We start from the raw sequence: 18,285 nt of genomic DNA, 5'->3' as shown, positions 1-18,285 counted from the left end.
AGAAGCCTTTTCCAGCAAGGCAAAAGCGTCCGCGCCGAAGCAGCCCGCCCGATTGCGGGTTCACAGCAGGTCGATGAGGAACGGAATCAGCGGCTCGTCGGCCGGCGGCACGGGATAGTCGCGCAACGCCTTGGCGCGCACCCATTTGAGCGTCTGGCCTTCCTGGGCCACCGGGATGCCTTCGTAGCGTCGGCAGATATAGAGCGGCATCAGCAGGTGGAAGTCGTCATAGGCGTGGCTGGCGAAGGTCAGGGGCGCCAGGCAGGCCTGCTTCACCCGAATGCCGAGCTCCTCCTCCAACTCGCGGATCAGCGTCGCCTCGGGCGTCTCGCCCTCCTCCACCTTGCCACCGGGAAACTCCCAGAGACCGGCGAGCGTCTTGCCCGGCGGACGCTGAGCGATCAGCACACGGTTATCGGCGTCGACAAGGGCGCAAGCGGCAACCAGCAGAAGCTTCGATCGAGCCATCGGCGGCACCTCCTAGGCGGGGTCGACCGGCGCCGCGTCCAGACCCGCGTCCGGCGGAGCCCGGTAGACGTAGCGATAAGCCTCCTCGAAGCCCAGGCCACGATAGAGCGCCAGCCCGGCAGCGTTGTCCGCCTCGACCTGCAGCCAACCGGTGCGCGCGCCCTTGTGCATGGCAAAGCGCAAGGCCGTGGCCACCAGGTCGCGCGCCACGCCCTGGCGGCGCATACCGGGACTGACGGCCACATCGAGGACTCCCGCGAGATCCCGGTCCTGAATGGCCAGCGCGACGGCGATCGGACATCCGCTGGGGTCTTCGCGCACGAACAGGCCGGCGGGCGGTTGAATCGACTGCAGGATCTCCAGAAGCCCCGAGCGGTCCGAAGCGTCGCGCTCATGGACCGCCAGGCTGGCATCGACATAGCGGCAGAGATCGCGGATCGGAATGCGGTCGATGGCATCCGACAAATCGAGCTTGGCGAGATCCGCCTTGAAGACGATGGACTCCGAAAAGGTCGACCAACCCTTCTGGTCGAGATAGTCGATGAGCTTGGGCGGCGCGAGCGGCGAGATGCGAAACAGCAGTGGCCGGCCGAAACTCTCGAAGCGTTCGCCGGCAAGCTTGATCCGCGTGGCGATGTCGCGGTGATCGCCGGGGTCCAGCGGATTGACCGAGTTCAGCCGCTTGGCCGGAAAACCCTTGGTCAGCCGGATCGCCCAGGTGCCGTCGAAGCAGGTGCTCGAAGCCGGCCAGGCCCGAAACCCCGCGGCCTCGAGACGGCGTACGACGGCCAACTGCCGCAGGCGCTCAGCTTCGGTAGTCGCCATTGATCGCCACGTACTCCTTCGTCAGATCGCAGCCATAGACGGTCCAGCGGCCCGATCCCAGCCCGAGGTCGACGCGGATCGGAATCTCGTTGCCCGTCATGACGGCGGATGCCGCCTCCTCGCTGTAGTCGGCGTCGCGCTCGCCGTCAAAGGCGACCCGCACCTCGCCAAACCAGATCGCCAGGCGGTCGCGGTCCGCCGGCTCTCCCGCCTTGCCGACGGCCATGACGACGCGGCCCCAATTGGCATCCTCGCCGGCGACGGCCGTCTTGACCAGCGGCGAATTGGCGATCGCCAGCGCGATCCGCTTGGCCGAAGCGTCGTCGACCGCGCCTTCCACCGTCACCTGGATCTCCTTGCGCGCGCCCTCGCCGTCGCGCACCACCTGGCGAGCCAAATCGTGCAGCAGATCGGCCAACGCCGCCCGGAACGCCGCAAGGCGCGGATCGCCGGCATCCTCGATCCGCGGCACGCCGCGATCGGCGGCCGCCCCGGTCGCAAAGACGAGGAGCGTGTCCGACGTCGACGTATCGCTGTCGACCGTGACCGAATTGAAGCTCGGCTCCACCGCAGCGGCCAGCATCGCCTGCAGCGCCGCCGCGCCGATCGGCGCATCGGTGGCCACGAAGGAGAGCATGGTCGCCATGTCGGGCGCGATCATGCCGGCGCCCTTGGCGATGCCGTTGATCGTCACCGTTTTGCCGTCGATCGCCGCCGCGCGTGTGGCGAGTTTAGGATAGGTGTCGGTGGTCATGATCGCCTCGCCGGCCTCGCGCCAGCGGTCGCCATCGGCCGTCGAGGCGAGGTCGTCGAGGACACCGGCAAACCGGGCCGCCTCCAAGGGTTCGCCGATGACGCCGGTCGACGCGAGGAAAACATCGCTGACGGAGCAGCCCACGGCTTGTGCGGCGGCTTCCGCCGTCATCGCCGTGGCTTCGCGCCCCTTGCGACCGGTGAAGGCGTTGGCGTTGCCCGAATTGACCACGAGCGCCCGCGCCACGCCGCCCTTCAAGTTGTCGCGGCAAAAGTCGACCGGGGCCGACGGGCATTTGGACCGGGTGAAGACGCCTGCGACGTCCGCCGGCCGGTCGAATACCATCATCAGGACGTCGGTGCGTCCCTTGTACTTGATCCCGGCCGCGGCGGTGGCCATCCGCACCCCTTCGATGGGCGGCAAGATGGCCAGAACCGACGGAGCCAGCGGAGAAACGGATCCGCTCATCGTGCATCCTTGAAGAACGAGGCAGCTGTCGGCGGGTGCCGTTCGAGCGGGGAAAATCCGCCGACGGCGATGGCCGGTGCCTCTGCCGGCCGCCGCGTCGTTCGACCGCGAGGATTATTGAGCCGTTTCGGAGCCCGCCTCGGGGGCTGCGCCGGCCTCGCCGGTCGCCGCGCCTTCCGGCTCGGCCACGCCGCGATTTTCCAGCGCCTCGACCTGCTCTTTCACCTTGGGATCGACATATTCGATGCCGAGCTTGGAGCGCGCCTGCTGGACCAGCTCCATATACTTCTCGCGCAGGACGACCTGCCGGACCTGATCCTTGACCTCGTCGAACGCGGGCGGCTGTTGCTCGCGCTTTTCCTCGACCTTGATGACGTGCCAGCCGAACTGGGTCTGTACCGGCTCCTCGGTATAGGAGCCCGGCTCCAGGGCGAAGGCCGCCTTCTCGAATTCCGGCACCATCTGGCCAGGGCCGAAAAAGCCGAGATCGCCACCCTGCGGCCCCGTTGGACCGGTCGACTTCTGGCTGGCCAGTTCGGCGAAGTCGGCGCCGCCGTCCAGCTGCTTGATGATGTCTTCGGCCTCTTCCTTGGTCTTCACCAGGATGTGGCGCGCATGGACCTCCTCCGTCGCCGGCATCGCCGCGACTTCCTTCTCGTAGCGCGCCTTCATCTCGTCGTCGGTGACGGAGTTCAGGCCGTTCTTCTCGAAATACGCGTTGTGCAGCGCCCGATCGCGCAGGAGCTCGATCTGAGCCTCGACCTTCGGGTCCTTCTCCAGGCCCGCCGTCTCGGCTTCCTGCGCCAAGGCCTTGATGTCGATCAGCGCCGACAGGATGGCGAGCCGCTGCTGGTCCGGCGGCATCTGGCCGAACTGCGAGCCGAGTTCGTCGGTGGCCAGCGCCAGATCCTGTTCGGTGATCTCGTCCGCGCCGACCTTCGCCACCACGTCGGTCTCGGCCGCTCCCGCGGGCGCGCAGACATACACGAGCGCAAGAACGGCGGCGGCCGTCGTGAAGCGGGGCATTGATTTCATCGATTCGTCCTTTAGGTTTGTTCATTGGGCCGAGCCGGCAGGCGCGATATATAAAGCAGAGTGCTTCTCGGCCATCCCTGCGCCGAGCGACCCACGGCGCCAAACGTTGACATCGCTTGGCCCCCCTCTTATCTCTCGCCCGTTCCGGAGAGCAAGAAACATTCAGATGAAATCCATGGAACTCTCGGGCTGACAGGCCGCCGATGAAGAGGATGCAATGAGCACTCCTCCGAAAGGACGACCGGGTCAGGGAAGGACCAGAGGCCTCGAAGCTCCTTGCTGAACGCGGACCGAAGCGTGGCGGACGATACGGTCCGGCTTCGCAGTCTTCGCGTCAGCTCGGAACAGATGGCGATTTCATCTGAATGATTCTTGCTCCAGGTCCTGCCGAGCCGCCTGACAGACTGGGCACGGCGCGGCATTTGACAGCAGAGTGCGGCGTGGCTTCGGCCGGCGGCACCGCCTAGATGCAAAGGGGCCCTTTTCGATGGTCAGTTTCGGCGGTCTCGCCCGCAAATTGCTCGGCTCAAGCAATGACCGGATCATTCGCGGCTACCGGCCCAAGGTCGACGCCATCAATGCGCTCGAAAGCGAGATGGCCGCACTGAGCAACGAGGCCCTGAAGGCCAAGACCGACGAGTTCCGTGCCGCCCTGGCCGACGGCAAGACGATCGACGATCTCCTGGTCCCGGCGTTCGCGGTGGTTCGCGAAGCGTCCAAGCGGGCACTCGGCATGCGCCCCTTCGATGTTCAGCTGATCGGCGGCATGGTGCTTCACGACGGCTCGATCGCCGAGATGCGCACCGGCGAAGGCAAGACCCTGGTCGCCACTCTGCCCGTCTACCTCAACGCCTTGGCAAGCAAGGGCGTCCACGTCGTCACGGTCAACGACTACCTGGCCACGCGCGATTCGGAGTGGATGGGCCGCGTCTACCGCTTCCTCGGCCTGACCGTCGGCGTCATCGTCCATGGCCTGTCCGACACCGAGCGGCGCGAGGCCTATGCCTGCGACGTCACCTACGGCACCAACAACGAGCTCGGCTTCGACTATCTGCGCGACAACATGAAGTATGAGCGCGCCCAGATGGTCCAGCGCGGCCACCATTACGCCATCGTCGACGAGGTGGACTCGATCCTGATCGACGAGGCGCGTACGCCGCTGATCATCTCCGGTCCGCTCGACGACCGCTCCGAGCTCTACCAGATCATCGACAGCTTCATTCCGCAGCTCGCCGACGACGATTTCGAGATCGACGAAAAGCAGCGCACCGTCACCTTCACCGAGGAAGGCACCGAGAAGCTGGAGCAGATGCTCGCCGCCGCCGGCCATCTGCAGGGCGCCTCGCTCTACGACATCGAGAACGTGTCCATCGTTCACCACGTGAACAATGCGCTCAAGGCGCACAAGCTGTTCCAGCGCGACAAGGACTACATCGTGCGCAACGGCGAGATCGTCATCATCGACGAGTTCACCGGTCGCATGATGCCCGGACGGCGCTATTCCGAAGGTCTGCACCAGGCGCTGGAGGCCAAGGAAAAGGTCAAGATCCAGCCCGAGAACCAGACCCTGGCCTCGGTCACCTTCCAGAACTATTTCCGGATGTACGGGAAGCTGGCCGGCATGACCGGCACGGCCGATACCGAGGCCGCCGAATTCGCGGACATCTACGGCCTCGATGTCATCACCGTTCCCACCAATCTGCCGATCCAGCGCACCGACGAACACGACGAGGTCTACCGGACGGCGGAGGAAAAGTTCCGCGCCATCGTCGGCGAGATCAAGGACGCGGCGGAGCGCCGGCAGCCGATCCTGGTCGGCACCGTCTCGATCGAGAAATCGGAGTTTCTGGCCGACCGCCTGCGCAAGGAGGGGCTCAAGGATTTCCAGGTCCTCAACGCCCGCTACCACGAGCAGGAGGCCTATATCGTCGCCCAGGCCGGCGTTCCCGGCTCGGTGACGATCGCCACCAACATGGCCGGCCGCGGCACCGACATCCAGCTCGGCGGCAATGCCGACATGCGGATCGAACAGGAACTCGGCGACATGCCCGAGGGCGAGGAGCGCACCGCCAAGGAAGCGGCGATCCGCGCCGACATCCAGCGCCTGAAGGAAGAGGCGATCGCGGCGGGCGGCCTCTACGTGCTCGCCACCGAGCGCCACGAAAGCCGCCGCATCGACAACCAGTTGCGTGGCCGATCGGGCCGTCAGGGCGATCCCGGCCGCTCGAAATTCTATCTGTCGCTGCAGGACGACCTGATGCGCATCTTCGGATCCGAGCGCATGGATTCGATGCTCACCAAGCTCGGTCTCAAGGAGGACGAGGCGATCGTCCATCCGTGGATCAACAAGGCGCTCGAGAAGGCCCAGAAAAAGGTCGAGGCGCGCAACTTCGACATCCGCAAGAACCTGCTCAAGTACGACGACGTGATGAACGACCAGCGCCGCGTCATCTTCGAGCAGCGGCTCGAGTTGATGGACGCCGAGACCCTGTCGGACACGGTCGAAGACATGCGCCACGAGACGATCGAGAACATGGTCGCCCGGCATATTCCGGAGCGCGCCTATCCCGAGCAGTGGCAGACGGCCGAATTGAAGGCCGAGGCCCAGGAGCTTCTCAATCTCGACCTGCCGATCGAAGCGTGGGCCGCCGAGGAAGGGATCGCCGACGACGACATCCGCGAGCGCATCAAGGAGGCCGCCGACAAGCTGGCGGCCGACAAGGCCGAGCGGTTCGGGCCGGAGGTGACGACCTACATCGAGCGCTCCGTCGTCATGCAGACGCTGGATGGACTGTGGCGCGAGCACCTCGTCAATCTCGACCACCTTCGCTCGGTGATCGGTTTCCGTGGCTATGCCCAGCGCGACCCGCTAAACGAGTACAAGTCCGAGGCCTTCGAGCTCTTCCAGTCGATGCTGTCGCAATTGCGCGAGCGGACGACCGCGCAGCTGATGCGTGTCGAGATCGTGCGCCCCGAAGAGCAGCAGCCGGCCCCGCCGCCGATGGAACTGCATCATGTCGATGCGACCAGCGGTGTCGACGAGGGCGGCAACGGCGCCGAGCGGTTGACGGCGAATTTCACACCGACGGCGGCCGACCGCCTGCGCGGCGATCCGGGCGATCCGGAGTCGTGGGGTCACGTCGGGCGCAACGAGCCCTGCCCCTGCGGCTCAGGCAAGAAGTTCAAGCATTGTCACGGAGCGCTGACGCACGCCTAGCGTGGGCGCTTCGGCCTCAGCTTGGAACGGGCCCTTCCAGTGGGTCTACGGTTTCGACGGGGCGACGCTTCAGGTTTCGGCCGTCTCCGGACGGGTCGCCAAGCTTTTTTTCGCCATGGCGACATACGAAAAAAGGAGCGGGATGACGACCTGGATCGGTCGCATCGCGCTCCATCATCACTAAATCAGATCAGGAAATTCGTAGCTTTTAAAATTGCGGAATCAGTCGGCCTTCCCAGTCTTTTCCGGCCGGGAAGGCCCTTTCTCGGCTGCAACGGCAATCAGCGCTTCGGCTTGGACGTCGACTTCGTATCCTCGCAGATCTTTTTCGTGGTCACGGTCTTCTTGCCGTTGACCACCTTTTCGGTGCGTTCCGTCCGGCAGGTCTGTTTGGGTTGCGGAGCCGGTTTCTCGGCCACGAACTGCTCGGTGACGTGCTGGTCCGACGTAGGAACACGAGACTGTGACAGGGCCGGAGAGGTCAACGCCAAGCCAGCCGCCAGGGTGACATAAACAAGTGTTTTCACAGGATTTCCTTGCTTTTTGGTTCGGCAGGAAAACCGCTCGTCGGAGCTCCAGGTTGCGAAACAAACCATTGCAAAACGTATCACGGATGCCGGTCCTCTAGGCATAGCAATCCACAGCACAAACATAGGAGCCAGGCTCGCATTCTCCGGCTCGCGTCAGCGGCCCGGATGGTTGCGCGACTCTGCGACGAAGGGAAATACCGTGCGTGATCTCAACGAGCTGTTTTATTACGAGGCCGTGGTGCGCAATGGCGGCTTCAGCGCCGCCGCACGCGACATCGGAGTGGCCAAATCGATTCTGTCGCGACGCGTCCGGGAAATGGAAGATCGGCTCGGCATTCGCCTGATCGATCGCACGACCCATACCTTCAAGGTCACCGAACTCGGCATGCAGTTCTACGAGCGATGCCGCGCAGCGGTGGTGGAGATGGAGGCGGCCGAGAAGATCGCCAATTCGATGACCGAAGAACCGCGCGGCGATTTGACGGTCACCTGCCCGCCCGGCCGCTGCGCCGACATCGTGTCGCTGGTGCTCCTCGAAATGATGGAGCAATATCCGAAGCTACGGGTTCGCCTGCTGGTGAGCGTCTACCGTTTCAATCTGCTCGAGGACGGCATCGACGTCGCCATTCGCAGCGGGCCGCTGCAGCGGCAAGGCGAATCCGATCTGGTGGTCAAGCGCGTCCTCGAAGTGTCTTCCAGCCTCGTCGCCGGCCAGCCGCTTCTGGACCGCATGGGCGAACCCGAGACGCCCGACGATCTGGCCTCCTATCCGACGATCGGCCGCAAGGACTGGCGGGGGACGGAAGAATGGTATCTGCAGAATTCCGCCGGCTCGCGCCGGACGATCCGCATCGCGCCCCGAATCTCCTCGCCTGATCTCCTGGTTCACCTGCGGGCCGCCGAGCGCGGTGGCGGTATCGCCTTCCTGCCCGAAGTCATTTCTGCTCCGTTCGTCATGTCCGGCGCTTTGAAGCCGATCCTGACGGACTGGGTCGGCGCGGGCGACACGTTGCATATCGCCTTTGCATCGCGCCGCGGCATGCGCCCGGCCGTTCGCGTGTTCATCGACACCGTCCACCAGCGGCTGACCACTTTCTTTCGCGAAAAACGGACCGGCTTTGGGCTCGACGTGCCCAGCCTGATGGAAGACGCCTACTAGGAACGGCCCGCGATCGGGTCGAGCCGTCGGTTCGCTCTGTCGTTTCATTGGATCGCACGATTGCGTTCGAAGGGCCGCGACCGTTCCGGCAGACGCTTCGACGTCATGCATAGGCAAAGGCCCGGATGGGGTTCCATCCGGGCCTTCGTCCGGGAGCTTGCTCGCGGTTCAAGCCGCGGCGATCAGTTCCTGTAGGCCACGACGTGACCCGGCAGCACGCTGATCGACTGGAGGCTGCTGAGGTCGACATCCTGCGCCTGGAACGCCTGTGCCAGGCCCGGATTGGCATCGATGGTCTTCTGCAGCGCGGCCGCCGTCGGTGCGGGGCCGAACACGCCGGTTGTATAGAGCGCATCGTCGTCCTTGAACGAGGCCGCGTGCTGCACGTTCAACAGCGTGTAGCCGTTCGACGAGGTATTGAACAACGTACCGGCGGAGGCCGCAGAGGTGGCGGCGGCGAGAACTGCACCAGCAGTAATGATTGCACCGATTTTCATCTTAAGTTCCTTCATCGTTCTATAAATTATAGAACTGTTTGATTTTAATCGCGCTTTAATCGAATACTTTTCAGATTTATTACAGTTCGTATTATCTGAATAAGTCGATCAGACCGTGAAAATGTTGGCGGTGTGGTGATCGCAGAGCGCTAATATTGGACGTTGCTCGCGATCAGGAGGAGATGGGACCCGGCGGCGACCGCCGGGTCTCCGGGGCCAAGCTGTCGGCTTGGATTAGTCGACGTAGTAGACGACGTTGCCCGGCAGAACGTCGAGCGCCTCGATCGAGCCGAGGTCGACGCCACGAGCCTGCAGGGCGGCGCCGAGACCAGCATTCGCCTGGATCTGGCGCTGGATCGCATCGCCCGTGGGCTGAGCACCCGCGAGAGTGGTGGTGCGAGCGACGTTGTTGTCGCTGAAACGGGCCATGTCGCTGACATGCACCAGCGTATAGTCCTGATCGCTAATGGAATTGGTAATGAGCTCATCAGCGGACGCAACAGCCGTCATTCCAGAAAGCAATGCACCAGCCGCAACAAGAGTAACGATCTTCATTTTATTTTTCCTTCTTTACAGATTGGCAGAAAAGTCTCACAGCCAACTGCCGATGAGGCCTAGGTAATTACAGGACTTCGAAGGCACCAGGGTGTTTTCTTGAACAGCCTGTTCCGGGATCGGAACAATGGGCGTGGGACCGCTGAGAAGCCCTATTGGCAGGCCGGAGCGCCGGAAAACGGCACGCCAAACCGGCCCAACTCGCGCGGTCGTGAACAGATCGGCCGGGAGGGCGCGGGTGCGCCCCGTTCAAGGCGTGAAACTGGCGGCCACCCCCTATCCGTTTCGATCGGTCAGGTTTTGGCGATCGGTATCGGGGCTTCGATCAGCGCGCTGTCGGGCAAGACGCGCGCGATATGATTGCGGTGCAAAGCCCGCTCACGTTCGCCGGTTCACCGAACAGTTTTGGCCCAGCCGCACTGCTCGGGCCTTCATGGATCCTCTCGCTCCGGGGCAACGGCCGCCGGCCCGTGCCTAAACGGCAGAGACCGACCAGCCGACGGCAGGAGCCGCAGGCAGCGCTGGGCGGGGGCATACCGGCCCGTGCCCGGCGTTATCGGAAACATTGGGAGGTGCGGATCTCGGCGCGGCGACCACCGACCGGCCGCACGATGCGGCAGCCGGCCGAAATTGCCGAGAAGAAAAAGGAACGGGATTACCCCGACTTACTGCTGCAGCAGGTTCTCGAAGATCGACGGCTTGGTCAGGCGCTTGCCGAGCCGGTCGTAGCCGGGACGGCGATGCTGCTCGGCGGCATAGGCCTCGGCGGTGATCGGCGTCCCAGTCTTGTAGGAAAAGGTCGATTGAACCGCGAACTCGCTCGGGTCCATGCTGGAGGCGATCCGCTGCTCCACGGCCTCGTCCTTGATCCGCTTGGCGGCGACCTCGACCGGCTCGCGAAGTTCCGGGCACGGGCCGAGTGGCGACAAGGTACGGCCATCCTCGAACTTGGCGTCGAAGACATACTGTTTTTCGCAGACGCCGACCTCGGCCGGCTTGTGCGTGACTTCGAAGCGATCGTAACCCTGCTTCAGCATCTTCCAGAAGTCGTAGTGCTCGGAGTTGTGATGCCGCGCCATGTTTTCAGGCGTCATGCGGAACGGAAACGCCTGGACCTGGAAGCTGCGCTGGCCGCCCTTGAAGGCGTCACGCGCGAGCGCGAAGATCTCGCCGATCTGCCAATCGTCCATGGCATAGCACCCCGACGAATTGCAGGAGCCGTGCAGCATCAGGTGCTGGCCGGTGCTCCCACGGGCCCGGTCGTAGGCGTTGGGGTAGCCGATATTGATCGCGAGATGATAGTTCGAGGCTGGGTTCAGCTGCCCCGGGGTAATGGTGTAGAAGCCCTCGGGCGCCTGGCGGTCGCCTTCCGCCGTCTTGGGGCCGAGCTTGCCGGACCAGGCGCAGATCGAATAGGTCTTCAGCAGCGCGTAGGTGCCGTCGTCCTTCTGCTTCCAGAGCTCGAGCTGGGATTCTTCCTTGAACAGCCGCACCAGGATGGGCGAGTTCACGCCCATCCCCTGGGCCTTGATCATCTTGACCAGTTCGGCGGGAAGCGGCGCTTCGGCGCCCATCGCCAAATCGTCGAACGTACCCTGACAAGCCGACAGCATGAGACCCGCCGTGAGAACGGCAGCCGTCGCGAGACGCCTTGCGATCATCCCCTCGCCCCTCGGTCACCGGGCCGGCAAGGCCAGCCCCGTTTTTATCCAATCGGCAGTCGCCATCTGCGACCGCTGCTTCGGCATCGCCGCAACGGTATCGTTAAGCAGCTCTTGCCGAGGTCCCCAAATTGCCCCTGCACCGTTGAGGAAGTGTTAATCCCTCGAATTCCTCAACGGCAACTCCGGCGCGCTTAGCAACGGAGCATGGCTGAAGTTTGTCGGATTCCGGCCAAGATGAAAATCCCTCGATGGCGCGAAGGGATGACGTGTCTAGAGATTGCGGCCGATTGCGAGGAACTTTTCCCGGCGCTGTTGCCGCAAAGTCTCACCATCCAGAGGGATGAGCTCGTCTAGATGGGCGGCGATCCGTTCGCCGGCGGAATCGATCGCCTCGGCAGGCGCCCGGTGCGCTCCGCCCAGCGGCTCGGGGATGATCTCGTCGATGACGCCGAATCCGTGAAGGTCGCGCGCGGTGAGCTTCATCGATTGGGCGACGTCCCGGGCCCGCGCCGCATCGCGCCATAGAATCGAGGCGCCAGCCTCCGGCGTGATCACGCTATAGACGGAGTTCTCCATCATCAGGACGCGGCTGGCCGCCGCCAAGGCGATCGCGCCGCCGGAGCCACCCTCGCCGATGACGATGGATACCAGCGGCACCCGCAGGTTGAGGCAGGCTTCCGTCGATCGCGCGATGGCCTCCGCCTGGCCGCGCTCTTCGGCCCCCAGCCCCGGATAGGCGCCGGCGGTGTCGACCAGCGTCAGAACCGGGATGCCGAGCCGCTCGGCCAGTTCCATGATCCGCACGGCCTTGCGGTACCCCTCCGGACGCGCCATGCCGAAATTGTGCTTGAGGCGCGCTTGGGTGTCGGCGCCCTTCTCCTGGCCGATGACCGCGATCGATTCGCCGTTGAAGCGCCCGAAGCCCGCAATCACCGCCTCGTCCTCGGCATATTTCCGGTCGCCGGCGAGCGGCGTGAAGTCGGTGATCAGGCGGTCCAGATAGTCGTTGCAATGTGGCCGGTCAGGGTGGCGGGCGACCTGCGTCCGCTGCCACGGCGTCAGCTTCTTGTAGAGATCGGCCAGCGCGTCGTGAGAGCGCTTTTCCAGCCGCTGAATCTCTTCCGTGACGTCGACGCTCTCGTCCTCGCCGCCCAGCTTCTTCAGCTCGAAGATCTGCCCCTCAAGGTCGGCGACCGGTTTTTCGAAATCCAGATAGTTATGCATGCAGGCGGCCGTGACTCATATACCTGGGAAAACTGGCGCGACGTTAGGCATCGAATGCACAAAGATGCGGCGCAAAGCCGGCTGCAAACTGACGATATGACAGTTCCTTGTCAAGGAAATCGCACCCTCTACTTGCGCGCCGTCCGCGACAGCGGATGGTGATCCTCGACGAGCTGGATCAGGCGCTCTTCCAAAACATGCGTATAGATCTGCGTCGTCGAAATGTCGGCATGGCCGAGGAGTTCCTGCACCGCCCGGAGATCGGCCCCGTTCTGGAGCAAATGGCTGGCAAAGGCGTGCCGCAACACGTGCGGCGAGATCTTGGCCGCGGGGATGCCGGCACGGGCCGCCAGCGCCTTCAGGTCGCGGGCGAACGCCTGGCGCGTCATGTGGCCGCTCTCCGAGAAGGCCGGAAACAACCAGCCGCTCTCCACCCCCCCTTGGCTGGCGGGCGGCAGCACGGCGCCGAAATTGGCCAAGGCATCGCGGGCGCGCTCGCCGATCGGCACCATGCGTTCCTTGTTGCCCTTGCCGCGCACCACGATCATCTGGCCGCGCGAGCGCAGCACCGAGCGCGGCAGGCCGACCAGTTCGGAGACGCGCAGGCCGGTCGCATAAAGAAGCTCGACCAAGGCATAGAGCCGCCGCGCCCGGAGAAGCGCGTTCGCCGACCGTGTCGTGTCGGCGGCCTCCAGGGCAGCCTGATCGAGCAGCCGGTCGACCTCGGCCTCGCTCATGATCTTCGGCAGCGGGCGCCCTTTCCTGGCGCTGTCGATCGAACCCGTAGGGTCGTCGCCGCGTCGCCCTTCGGTATAGAGAAACTGGTAGAACTGGCGCAGCGACGACAGGCGCCGGGCCTGGCTCGATCCTGCGAAGCCCCGCGCGGCCAGATCGCCGATATAGTCGCGGATGTCCTGCGTCTCGGCTTCGCTGAGCGAGCGCCCCGTCTGACTCAGAAAGTCCGCCGCATCGGTGAGATCGCGCTGATAGGCGGCCAGCGTATTGTCCGCCGCGCCCCGCTCCGCCGCCATCATCTCCAGAAAGGCTTCGATGTCGGCGGCGGTTCGTCCGCCCGCTGCGGTGCCCGTCATGGCTGGGCCTGCTCCGTGCCCGCCTCGCGATCCAGTTGCGGCAACGGGATATCCACGACCACAGGACGCTGGACCGGATGGACCCACATCACCAGCGCGGCCATGGCGCCATAGACGAGGCCTGCGATGATGAGAACGGTCGTCAAAAGGCGAACCAGGGTGGGCATGACGGCTTCTGCTCGCGCTGCGGGGAAGCGGCGGCCACCACCTAGACGGCTTCTCGGGCCAAGGCAAGGCCACCGCCGTTTCCCCGCTGCGACCACGCCACCTGACGATGGTTGTCCGCTGGGGGCGGCCAAACCTTGACGGGCCAGCGGATTTCCTATTCTCCGAAGGCCGACCGTTTACTGACGGAAGGACTCTCTTGGCGCAATCGACTGCAACAGATACCGTTGAGGTTGGCCGGATCGTCGCGCGGCTGGGATCGCGGCCGCTGGCGCTGGTCGGTCTCATGGGTGCCGGCAAGACCGCCGTCGGCCGCCGGCTCGCGCGACTGCTCGAACTCGAGTTCGTGGACACCGACGACGAGATCGAGGCCGCCGCGCGCATGTCGGTCGCCGATCTGTTCGCAACCTATGGCGAGCCGGAATTCCGAGCGCTGGAGACCCGTGTCGTCGCCCGGCTGGCGGCCAACGGCCCCGCCGTCATCGCCACCGGTGGCGGCGCCTACGTCAACCCCACGACGCGGCAGTTTCTCAAGGAGAACAGCGTGACGGTTTGGCTGAAGGCCGATCTCGACACTCTGATGGAACGCGTCTCGCGGCGCGACACCCGGCCGCTGTTGCGCACGCCCGATCCACGCGGAACCATGCAGGCGCTGATCGATCAGCGCTATCCGATCTATGCCGAGGCCGACATCACCGTGCACTCGCGCAACGTCGCGCGTGAGACCATCGCGCGTGAAATCGCGGTCGCCGTCGACGACTGGCTGGCTGAAAGACAGGGCACATGAGCGAAACCACAGAAACATCCGGCGACGAGACCGCCATTTCCACCGTGCGCATCGCGCTCGGCGAGCGATCCTACGACGTGCTGATCGGCGCCGGCCTGCTGGCGCGCGCCGGCCAGGAGATTGCGGCGCGTCTGCCGGGCATCAAGGTGGCGGTGGTCACCGACGAGACGGTTGCCGCTCTCCATCTTGAGACCCTGACGCAGGCCCTGGACGATTCGGGCATTCCCAACACCGTCGTCACCCTGCCCGCCGGCGAAGCGACCAAGTCGTTCGAAAAGCTCCAGCAGGTTGTGGACGCCGTGCTGGCGGCGCGGCTCGAACGCGGCGATGCCGTGGTGGCGCTGGGCGGCGGCGTCATCGGCGATCTCGCGGGATTTGCCGCCGGCATCGTGCGCCGCGGCATGCGCTTCGTCCAGATCCCGACGACGCTGCTGGCCCAGGTCGACTCCTCGGTCGGCGGCAAGACCGGCATCAACGCGCGCCACGGCAAGAACCTCGTCGGCGTCTTTCATCAGCCTTCGCTGGTGCTGGCCGATACCGATGTCCTCGACACGCTGGACCGGCGCCAGTTCGCGGCCGGCTATGCGGAGGTCGTCAAATATGGGCTGATCGACCGCCCGGACTTCTACGCCTGGCTGGACGAGGACCGCCCCGCCCTCTTCGCTGGCGGCGCGGCGCGTCGCCATGCCATCGCCGTCAGTTGCCAGGCCAAGGCCGACGTGGTCGCCGCCGACGAGCGCGAATCCGGCAACCGCGCGCTGCTCAATCTCGGCCACACCTTCGGCCACGCACTGGAGGCGGCCACCGGTTATTCGGCCGAGCGGCTGGTCCACGGCGAGGGTGTGGCGATCGGCATGGCCCAGGCCTTCCGCTTTTCCGCGCGTCTCGGCCTGTGCGCCGAGGACGACGCGCGCCGCGTCGAGGTCCATCTTCAGGCGGCCGGCCTGCCCACGCGGGTCGGAGCCATTGCAGGCGCGCCGCTCGACGCCGATATGCTGATGCATCACATCGCGCAGGACAAGAAGGTGCGCCGCGGGCACCTGACCTTCATCCTGACGCGGGGGATCGGCCGCGCCTTCATCGCCTCCGATGTGGACCCGGCCGCTGTCGAAGCGTTTCTACGGAACGAGTTGTCATCATGACCGTAACCCTGTGGCTGATGCTGGCCATCGTTCTGGCTCTCATCTGCCTCTCGGCCTTCTTTTCCGGCTCCGAGACGGCGCTGACCGCGGTCTCGCGGGCGCGCATGATGAGCTACGAGAAAAACGGCGATGCGCGCGCCACCGTCGTCAGCCGGCTGATCGAAAAGAAGGACCGGCTGATCGGCGCCATCCTGATCGGCAACAATCTCGTCAATATCCTCGCCTCGGCACTGGCCACCACCGCCTTTTTGGAGCTGTTCGGCCAGTCCGGCGTCGCGGTCGCCACCATCGGCATGACCGTGCTCGTCGTCATCTTCGGCGAGGTGCTGCCGAAATCCGTATCGATCGCCTACCCCGACACGGTTGCGCTCAAGATCTCCAAAGTGGTTTCGGCGGTCGTGACGACCCTCGGGCCGCTGACCTCGGTGGTCAACTGGATCGTTCGCCGTATCCTGGCGCTGTTCGGCATGAGCCTGGAATCCGGTGCCTCGCTGCTCACCGCGCACGAGGAGTTGCGCGGCGCCGTCGAGGTGCTGCACCGCGAGGGCGCGTTGGTCAACGCCGACCGCAACCGTTTCGGCGGCCTGCTCGACCTTGCCGAACTGGAGGTCTCGGACGTCATGGTGCACCGCACCGCGATGCGCCAGGTGAACGCCGACGATCCGTCGCAGGAGGTCGTCCGCCAGATCCTGGAAAGCCCCTACACGCGCATGCCGGTCTGGAAGAACGACTACGACAACATCGTTGGCGTGGTGCACGCCAAGGACTTGCTTCGCGCGCTGCACGAGGTCGACAACGATCCCAGCAAGATCAACATCCTGAAGATCGCCGCCAAGCCCTGGTTCGTGCCGGAGACGACCTCGCTGCAGGACCAGCTCAACGCCTTCCTGCGCCGGCGCTCGCATTTCGCCATCGTCGTCGACGAATATGGCGAGGTCGAAGGCCTGATCACGCTGGAGGACATCCTGGAAGAGATCGTCGGCAACATCGCCGACGAGCACGACGTCGAGATGCAGGGCGTGACCACCGAGGCCGATGGCTCCGTGCTGGTCGAGGGCTCGGTGCCGATCCGCGATCTCAACCGCGCGCTCGACTGGAACCTGCCGGACGAAGAGGCGGTGACGATCGCCGGGCTCGTCATCCACGAGACCCAGACGATCCCCGAGGAGCGCCAGGCCTTCACTTTCTTCAACAAGCGCTTCACCGTCCTGAAGCGCGAGAAGAACCGCATCGCCCGTCTCAGGATCCGTCCGGCGACCGTGCTGGTGCCGCCCAAGAAGCTGGGCGGCACGGCCTCGACCGAGGACCACTCACCGCCCCCTGTCGAATACGACGAAGACGTTTTCCCAGAAGACGGCGATGTCGAAGACACCCATCGGCTGGAAAACGACATCGCAGCGAACGCGGATGCCGCGATCCCCGTAGCGCCGGCCGAGGAATCTCCCCTGCCCGAGGGATCCGACGAGCCGCGTCCGGACAACAGATCGGATCGCGATCCATTGTGATCCTTCGGCTCGATGGCGCACCCGTGGCGGCCGGCCAAAGCGCGGGACGGCCGGCCGTCAGATCGTCTCGGCGCCGAGTTGCGCCCGCCAGTGGGCGTGCCGGTCCTTGATCACGCGGTCACGCACATAGGCCGACTCTTCCTCTTCCAGTTCCTCCAGCACCTCGAACGAAAAGGCGCTGTCGCCATGTTCGGTCCAGGCGCTCTGCAGGGAGCGGCTGGGGCTTCCGCCCCGTTTGAGGGTGAACGTCAGACGATTCTGAATGGTGGCGAGATCCGGCGCGCGACCGACCCAGCATTGACCTGTCGGCGTGCAGCGCAAGGCGTAGATGCCGGCGACGCTCTTGCGCTTCTTGTAGGCCGCGATCGCAACTTTTCTGTCGTCTGGTGTCATGATGGGCTCACGCGGTTTCCTTTGACCAAGCGGCTCGACGCCGCGATCTGGCTTCGATTTATACCCGGGTAAAAATTTTTGCAATTTCATCCGGGTAGAATTATCGTCCTTCATCCCGTCGATCGAGCAAGACCCGATGCCCAGTTCCCAGCCCTCGTCCTTCACCGCCTTCGCCGGCCGGCGGCAGATCGGCCAAGGCGCGCTTGCGCAGGTCGCTCTTGTCGTCAAAGGAGCCTCCGATGATCCCGACGAGCCGATCCTAGTCTTTGACGATACGACAGGCCGCGTCGTGGATCTCGATCTGCGCGGCAGCCCGGAGGAGATCGCGGCGCGGCACGCCGGCCGGTCTGCCGCGATCGAGCCCTCCGGCAACGGCGAACCGTCAGGCCGGGGCCGAGGGCGCCCGAAGCTGGGCGTCGTGGCGCGCGAGGTGACGCTTCTTCCACGCCATTGGGACTGGCTCGCGGCCCAGCCGGGCGGAGCGTCGCAGGCACTCCGTCGCCTGGTGGACCAAGCCCGCCGAGCCGACGGCGACGAAACCCGCAAGAGGATGGCGCGAGAAGCCGCCTATCGCGTCATGTCGAGCATGGCCGGCGATTTCCCGGGTTTCGAAGAGGCCTCGCGCGCCCTGTTCGCCGGCGACAGAAAGCGCTTTGCCGGGGAGATCGCGCGCTGGCCGGAAGACATCGCAGCCTACGCGCTGCGTCTCGCGGAAACTGCGCTGAAGAACGATGGCGACACCGCCACACCTTGAGCTGACGCGCTGGCCGGTCCTTGGCGCTCGGCCGGCGGTGTTCACCCCAGCG

General features: G+C 64.9%; 19 protein-coding genes. 7 read left to right on the top strand and 12 right to left on the bottom strand.

Annotated elements, in window-relative coordinates:
• Nucleotides 1-60: 60 nt before the first annotated feature.
• The 4 genes from mutT to SMD10_RS07100 all read right to left on the bottom strand — a co-directional run bounded on the left by mutT (nucleotide 61) and on the right by SMD10_RS07100 (nucleotide 3,550).
• A complete protein-coding gene (gene mutT, locus SMD10_RS07115) occupies nucleotides 61-468 on the bottom strand; it encodes an 8-oxo-dGTP diphosphatase MutT (protein WP_331684975.1) in 408 nt (135 codons plus the stop codon).
• Nucleotides 469-480: 12 nt separating this feature from the next.
• Nucleotides 481-1,293 (bottom strand): GNAT family N-acetyltransferase, encoded by an 813-nt coding sequence (locus tag SMD10_RS07110; RefSeq protein ID WP_331684974.1) that lies wholly within the window; start codon nucleotides 1,291-1,293, stop codon nucleotides 481-483.
• The gene (gene argJ / locus SMD10_RS07105; RefSeq protein WP_331684973.1) at nucleotides 1,274-2,515 is read right to left on the bottom strand and encodes a bifunctional glutamate N-acetyltransferase/amino-acid acetyltransferase ArgJ; all 1,242 of its coding nucleotides are present in this window, start codon (nucleotides 2,513-2,515) and stop codon (nucleotides 1,274-1,276) included. Before argJ ends, SMD10_RS07110 begins: the two co-directional genes overlap by 20 nt.
• Before the next feature lie 114 nt (nucleotides 2,516-2,629).
• Nucleotides 2,630-3,550, bottom strand: a complete 921-nt coding sequence (locus tag SMD10_RS07100) for a peptidylprolyl isomerase (protein WP_331684972.1) — start codon at nucleotides 3,548-3,550, stop codon at nucleotides 2,630-2,632.
• Nucleotides 3,551-4,037: 487 nt separating this feature from the next.
• Here SMD10_RS07100 and secA point away from each other — a divergent pair, with 487 nt between their 5' ends.
• A complete protein-coding gene (gene secA / locus SMD10_RS07095; RefSeq protein WP_331684971.1) occupies nucleotides 4,038-6,767 on the top strand; it encodes a preprotein translocase subunit SecA in 2,730 nt (909 codons plus the stop codon).
• Nucleotides 6,768-7,048: 281 nt separating this feature from the next.
• Here the strand turns inward: secA and SMD10_RS07090 are convergent, their stop codons facing one another.
• A complete protein-coding gene (locus SMD10_RS07090) occupies nucleotides 7,049-7,294 on the bottom strand; it encodes a hypothetical protein (protein WP_331684970.1) in 246 nt (81 codons plus the stop codon).
• A 202-nt stretch (nucleotides 7,295-7,496) separates the two neighbouring features.
• On the opposite strand from SMD10_RS07090, the gene SMD10_RS07085 reads away from it, so the two are divergent.
• Nucleotides 7,497-8,456, top strand: coding sequence for a LysR substrate-binding domain-containing protein (locus SMD10_RS07085; protein ID WP_331684969.1), 960 nt, complete (start codon nucleotides 7,497-7,499; stop codon nucleotides 8,454-8,456).
• A 182-nt stretch (nucleotides 8,457-8,638) separates the two neighbouring features.
• Here the strand turns inward: SMD10_RS07085 and SMD10_RS07080 are convergent, their stop codons facing one another.
• Together SMD10_RS07080 and SMD10_RS07075 are read right to left on the bottom strand one after the other, a co-directional pair.
• Nucleotides 8,639-8,953, bottom strand: coding sequence for a hypothetical protein (locus SMD10_RS07080; protein ID WP_331684968.1), 315 nt, complete (start codon nucleotides 8,951-8,953; stop codon nucleotides 8,639-8,641).
• Between the two features lie 234 nt (nucleotides 8,954-9,187).
• A complete protein-coding gene (locus SMD10_RS07075; protein ID WP_331684966.1) occupies nucleotides 9,188-9,508 on the bottom strand; it encodes a hypothetical protein in 321 nt (106 codons plus the stop codon).
• A 99-nt stretch (nucleotides 9,509-9,607) separates the two neighbouring features.
• Here SMD10_RS07075 and SMD10_RS07070 point away from each other — a divergent pair, with 99 nt between their 5' ends.
• Nucleotides 9,608-9,868 (top strand): hypothetical protein, encoded by a 261-nt coding sequence (locus tag SMD10_RS07070; protein ID WP_331684965.1) that lies wholly within the window; start codon nucleotides 9,608-9,610, stop codon nucleotides 9,866-9,868.
• Nucleotides 9,869-10,173: 305 nt separating this feature from the next.
• Here the strand turns inward: SMD10_RS07070 and SMD10_RS07065 are convergent, their stop codons facing one another.
• The 4 genes from SMD10_RS07065 to SMD10_RS07050 all read right to left on the bottom strand — a co-directional run bounded on the left by SMD10_RS07065 (nucleotide 10,174) and on the right by SMD10_RS07050 (nucleotide 13,654).
• Nucleotides 10,174-11,169: a murein L,D-transpeptidase family protein gene (locus tag SMD10_RS07065; protein ID WP_331684964.1), complete on the bottom strand. Its 996-nt coding sequence runs from the start codon at nucleotides 11,167-11,169 to the stop codon at nucleotides 10,174-10,176.
• A 273-nt stretch (nucleotides 11,170-11,442) separates the two neighbouring features.
• Nucleotides 11,443-12,396 carry an acetyl-CoA carboxylase carboxyltransferase subunit alpha gene (locus SMD10_RS07060; RefSeq protein ID WP_331684963.1) on the bottom strand — a complete coding sequence of 318 codons (954 nt, stop codon included), beginning with the start codon at nucleotides 12,394-12,396 and terminating at the stop codon, nucleotides 11,443-11,445.
• Nucleotides 12,397-12,524: 128 nt separating this feature from the next.
• Nucleotides 12,525-13,487, bottom strand: a complete 963-nt coding sequence (gene xerD, locus SMD10_RS07055) for a site-specific tyrosine recombinase XerD (RefSeq protein WP_331684962.1) — start codon at nucleotides 13,485-13,487, stop codon at nucleotides 12,525-12,527.
• Nucleotides 13,484-13,654 carry a histidine kinase gene (locus tag SMD10_RS07050; RefSeq protein WP_331684961.1) on the bottom strand — a complete coding sequence of 57 codons (171 nt, stop codon included), beginning with the start codon at nucleotides 13,652-13,654 and terminating at the stop codon, nucleotides 13,484-13,486. The genes xerD and SMD10_RS07050 overlap by 4 nt, the downstream gene beginning before the upstream one ends.
• A 197-nt stretch (nucleotides 13,655-13,851) precedes the next feature.
• Here SMD10_RS07050 and SMD10_RS07045 point away from each other — a divergent pair, with 197 nt between their 5' ends.
• The 3 genes from SMD10_RS07045 to SMD10_RS07035 are packed head-to-tail and all read left to right on the top strand — an operon-like array spanning nucleotide 13,852 to nucleotide 17,086.
• The gene (locus SMD10_RS07045) at nucleotides 13,852-14,439 is read left to right on the top strand and encodes a shikimate kinase (RefSeq protein WP_331684960.1); all 588 of its coding nucleotides are present in this window, start codon (nucleotides 13,852-13,854) and stop codon (nucleotides 14,437-14,439) included.
• Nucleotides 14,436-15,581 carry a 3-dehydroquinate synthase gene (gene aroB, locus SMD10_RS07040; RefSeq protein WP_331684959.1) on the top strand — a complete coding sequence of 382 codons (1,146 nt, stop codon included), beginning with the start codon at nucleotides 14,436-14,438 and terminating at the stop codon, nucleotides 15,579-15,581. Before SMD10_RS07045 ends, aroB begins: the two co-directional genes overlap by 4 nt.
• Nucleotides 15,578-17,086, top strand: a complete 1,509-nt coding sequence (locus SMD10_RS07035) for an HlyC/CorC family transporter (protein WP_331684958.1) — start codon at nucleotides 15,578-15,580, stop codon at nucleotides 17,084-17,086. Before aroB ends, SMD10_RS07035 begins: the two co-directional genes overlap by 4 nt.
• A 57-nt stretch (nucleotides 17,087-17,143) precedes the next feature.
• On the opposite strand, the gene SMD10_RS07030 is transcribed toward SMD10_RS07035, so the two are convergent.
• The gene (locus tag SMD10_RS07030; protein ID WP_331685074.1) at nucleotides 17,144-17,479 is read right to left on the bottom strand and encodes a GIY-YIG nuclease family protein; all 336 of its coding nucleotides are present in this window, start codon (nucleotides 17,477-17,479) and stop codon (nucleotides 17,144-17,146) included.
• A gap of 136 nt (nucleotides 17,480-17,615) precedes the next feature.
• Between SMD10_RS07030 and SMD10_RS07025 the strand changes: the two genes are divergently transcribed.
• Nucleotides 17,616-18,233 (top strand): DUF2239 family protein, encoded by a 618-nt coding sequence (locus SMD10_RS07025; RefSeq protein ID WP_331684957.1) that lies wholly within the window; start codon nucleotides 17,616-17,618, stop codon nucleotides 18,231-18,233.
• Nucleotides 18,234-18,285: the final 52 nt, after the last annotated feature.

This window comes from Consotaella aegiceratis (assembly GCF_036541425.1).
Classification (GTDB): domain Bacteria; phylum Pseudomonadota; class Alphaproteobacteria; order Rhizobiales; family Rhizobiaceae; genus Consotaella; species Consotaella aegiceratis.
Note: the sequence above shows the minus strand (reverse complement) of the source record. Positions and strands in the feature narration are given on the sequence as shown.

Coding starts and splice junctions, on each gene's coding strand:
- mutT (WP_331684975.1), bottom strand. CDS start 468: ATGGCTCGATCGAAGCTTCTGCTGGTTGCCGCTTGCGCCCTTGTCGAC.
- SMD10_RS07110 (WP_331684974.1), bottom strand. CDS start 1,293: ATGGCGACTACCGAAGCTGAGCGCCTGCGGCAGTTGGCCGTCGTACGC.
- argJ (WP_331684973.1), bottom strand. CDS start 2,515: ATGAGCGGATCCGTTTCTCCGCTGGCTCCGTCGGTTCTGGCCATCTTG.
- SMD10_RS07100 (WP_331684972.1), bottom strand. CDS start 3,550: ATGAAATCAATGCCCCGCTTCACGACGGCCGCCGCCGTTCTTGCGCTC.
- secA (WP_331684971.1), top strand. CDS start 4,038: ATGGTCAGTTTCGGCGGTCTCGCCCGCAAATTGCTCGGCTCAAGCAAT.
- SMD10_RS07080 (WP_331684968.1), bottom strand. CDS start 8,953: ATGAAAATCGGTGCAATCATTACTGCTGGTGCAGTTCTCGCCGCCGCC.
- SMD10_RS07075 (WP_331684966.1), bottom strand. CDS start 9,508: ATGAAGATCGTTACTCTTGTTGCGGCTGGTGCATTGCTTTCTGGAATG.
- SMD10_RS07065 (WP_331684964.1), bottom strand. CDS start 11,169: ATGATCGCAAGGCGTCTCGCGACGGCTGCCGTTCTCACGGCGGGTCTC.
- SMD10_RS07060 (WP_331684963.1), bottom strand. CDS start 12,396: ATGCATAACTATCTGGATTTCGAAAAACCGGTCGCCGACCTTGAGGGG.
- xerD (WP_331684962.1), bottom strand. CDS start 13,487: ATGACGGGCACCGCAGCGGGCGGACGAACCGCCGCCGACATCGAAGCC.
- SMD10_RS07050 (WP_331684961.1), bottom strand. CDS start 13,654: ATGCCCACCCTGGTTCGCCTTTTGACGACCGTTCTCATCATCGCAGGC.
- aroB (WP_331684959.1), top strand. CDS start 14,436: ATGAGCGAAACCACAGAAACATCCGGCGACGAGACCGCCATTTCCACC.
- SMD10_RS07035 (WP_331684958.1), top strand. CDS start 15,578: ATGACCGTAACCCTGTGGCTGATGCTGGCCATCGTTCTGGCTCTCATC.
- SMD10_RS07030 (WP_331685074.1), bottom strand. CDS start 17,479: ATGACACCAGACGACAGAAAAGTTGCGATCGCGGCCTACAAGAAGCGC.
- SMD10_RS07025 (WP_331684957.1), top strand. CDS start 17,616: ATGCCCAGTTCCCAGCCCTCGTCCTTCACCGCCTTCGCCGGCCGGCGG.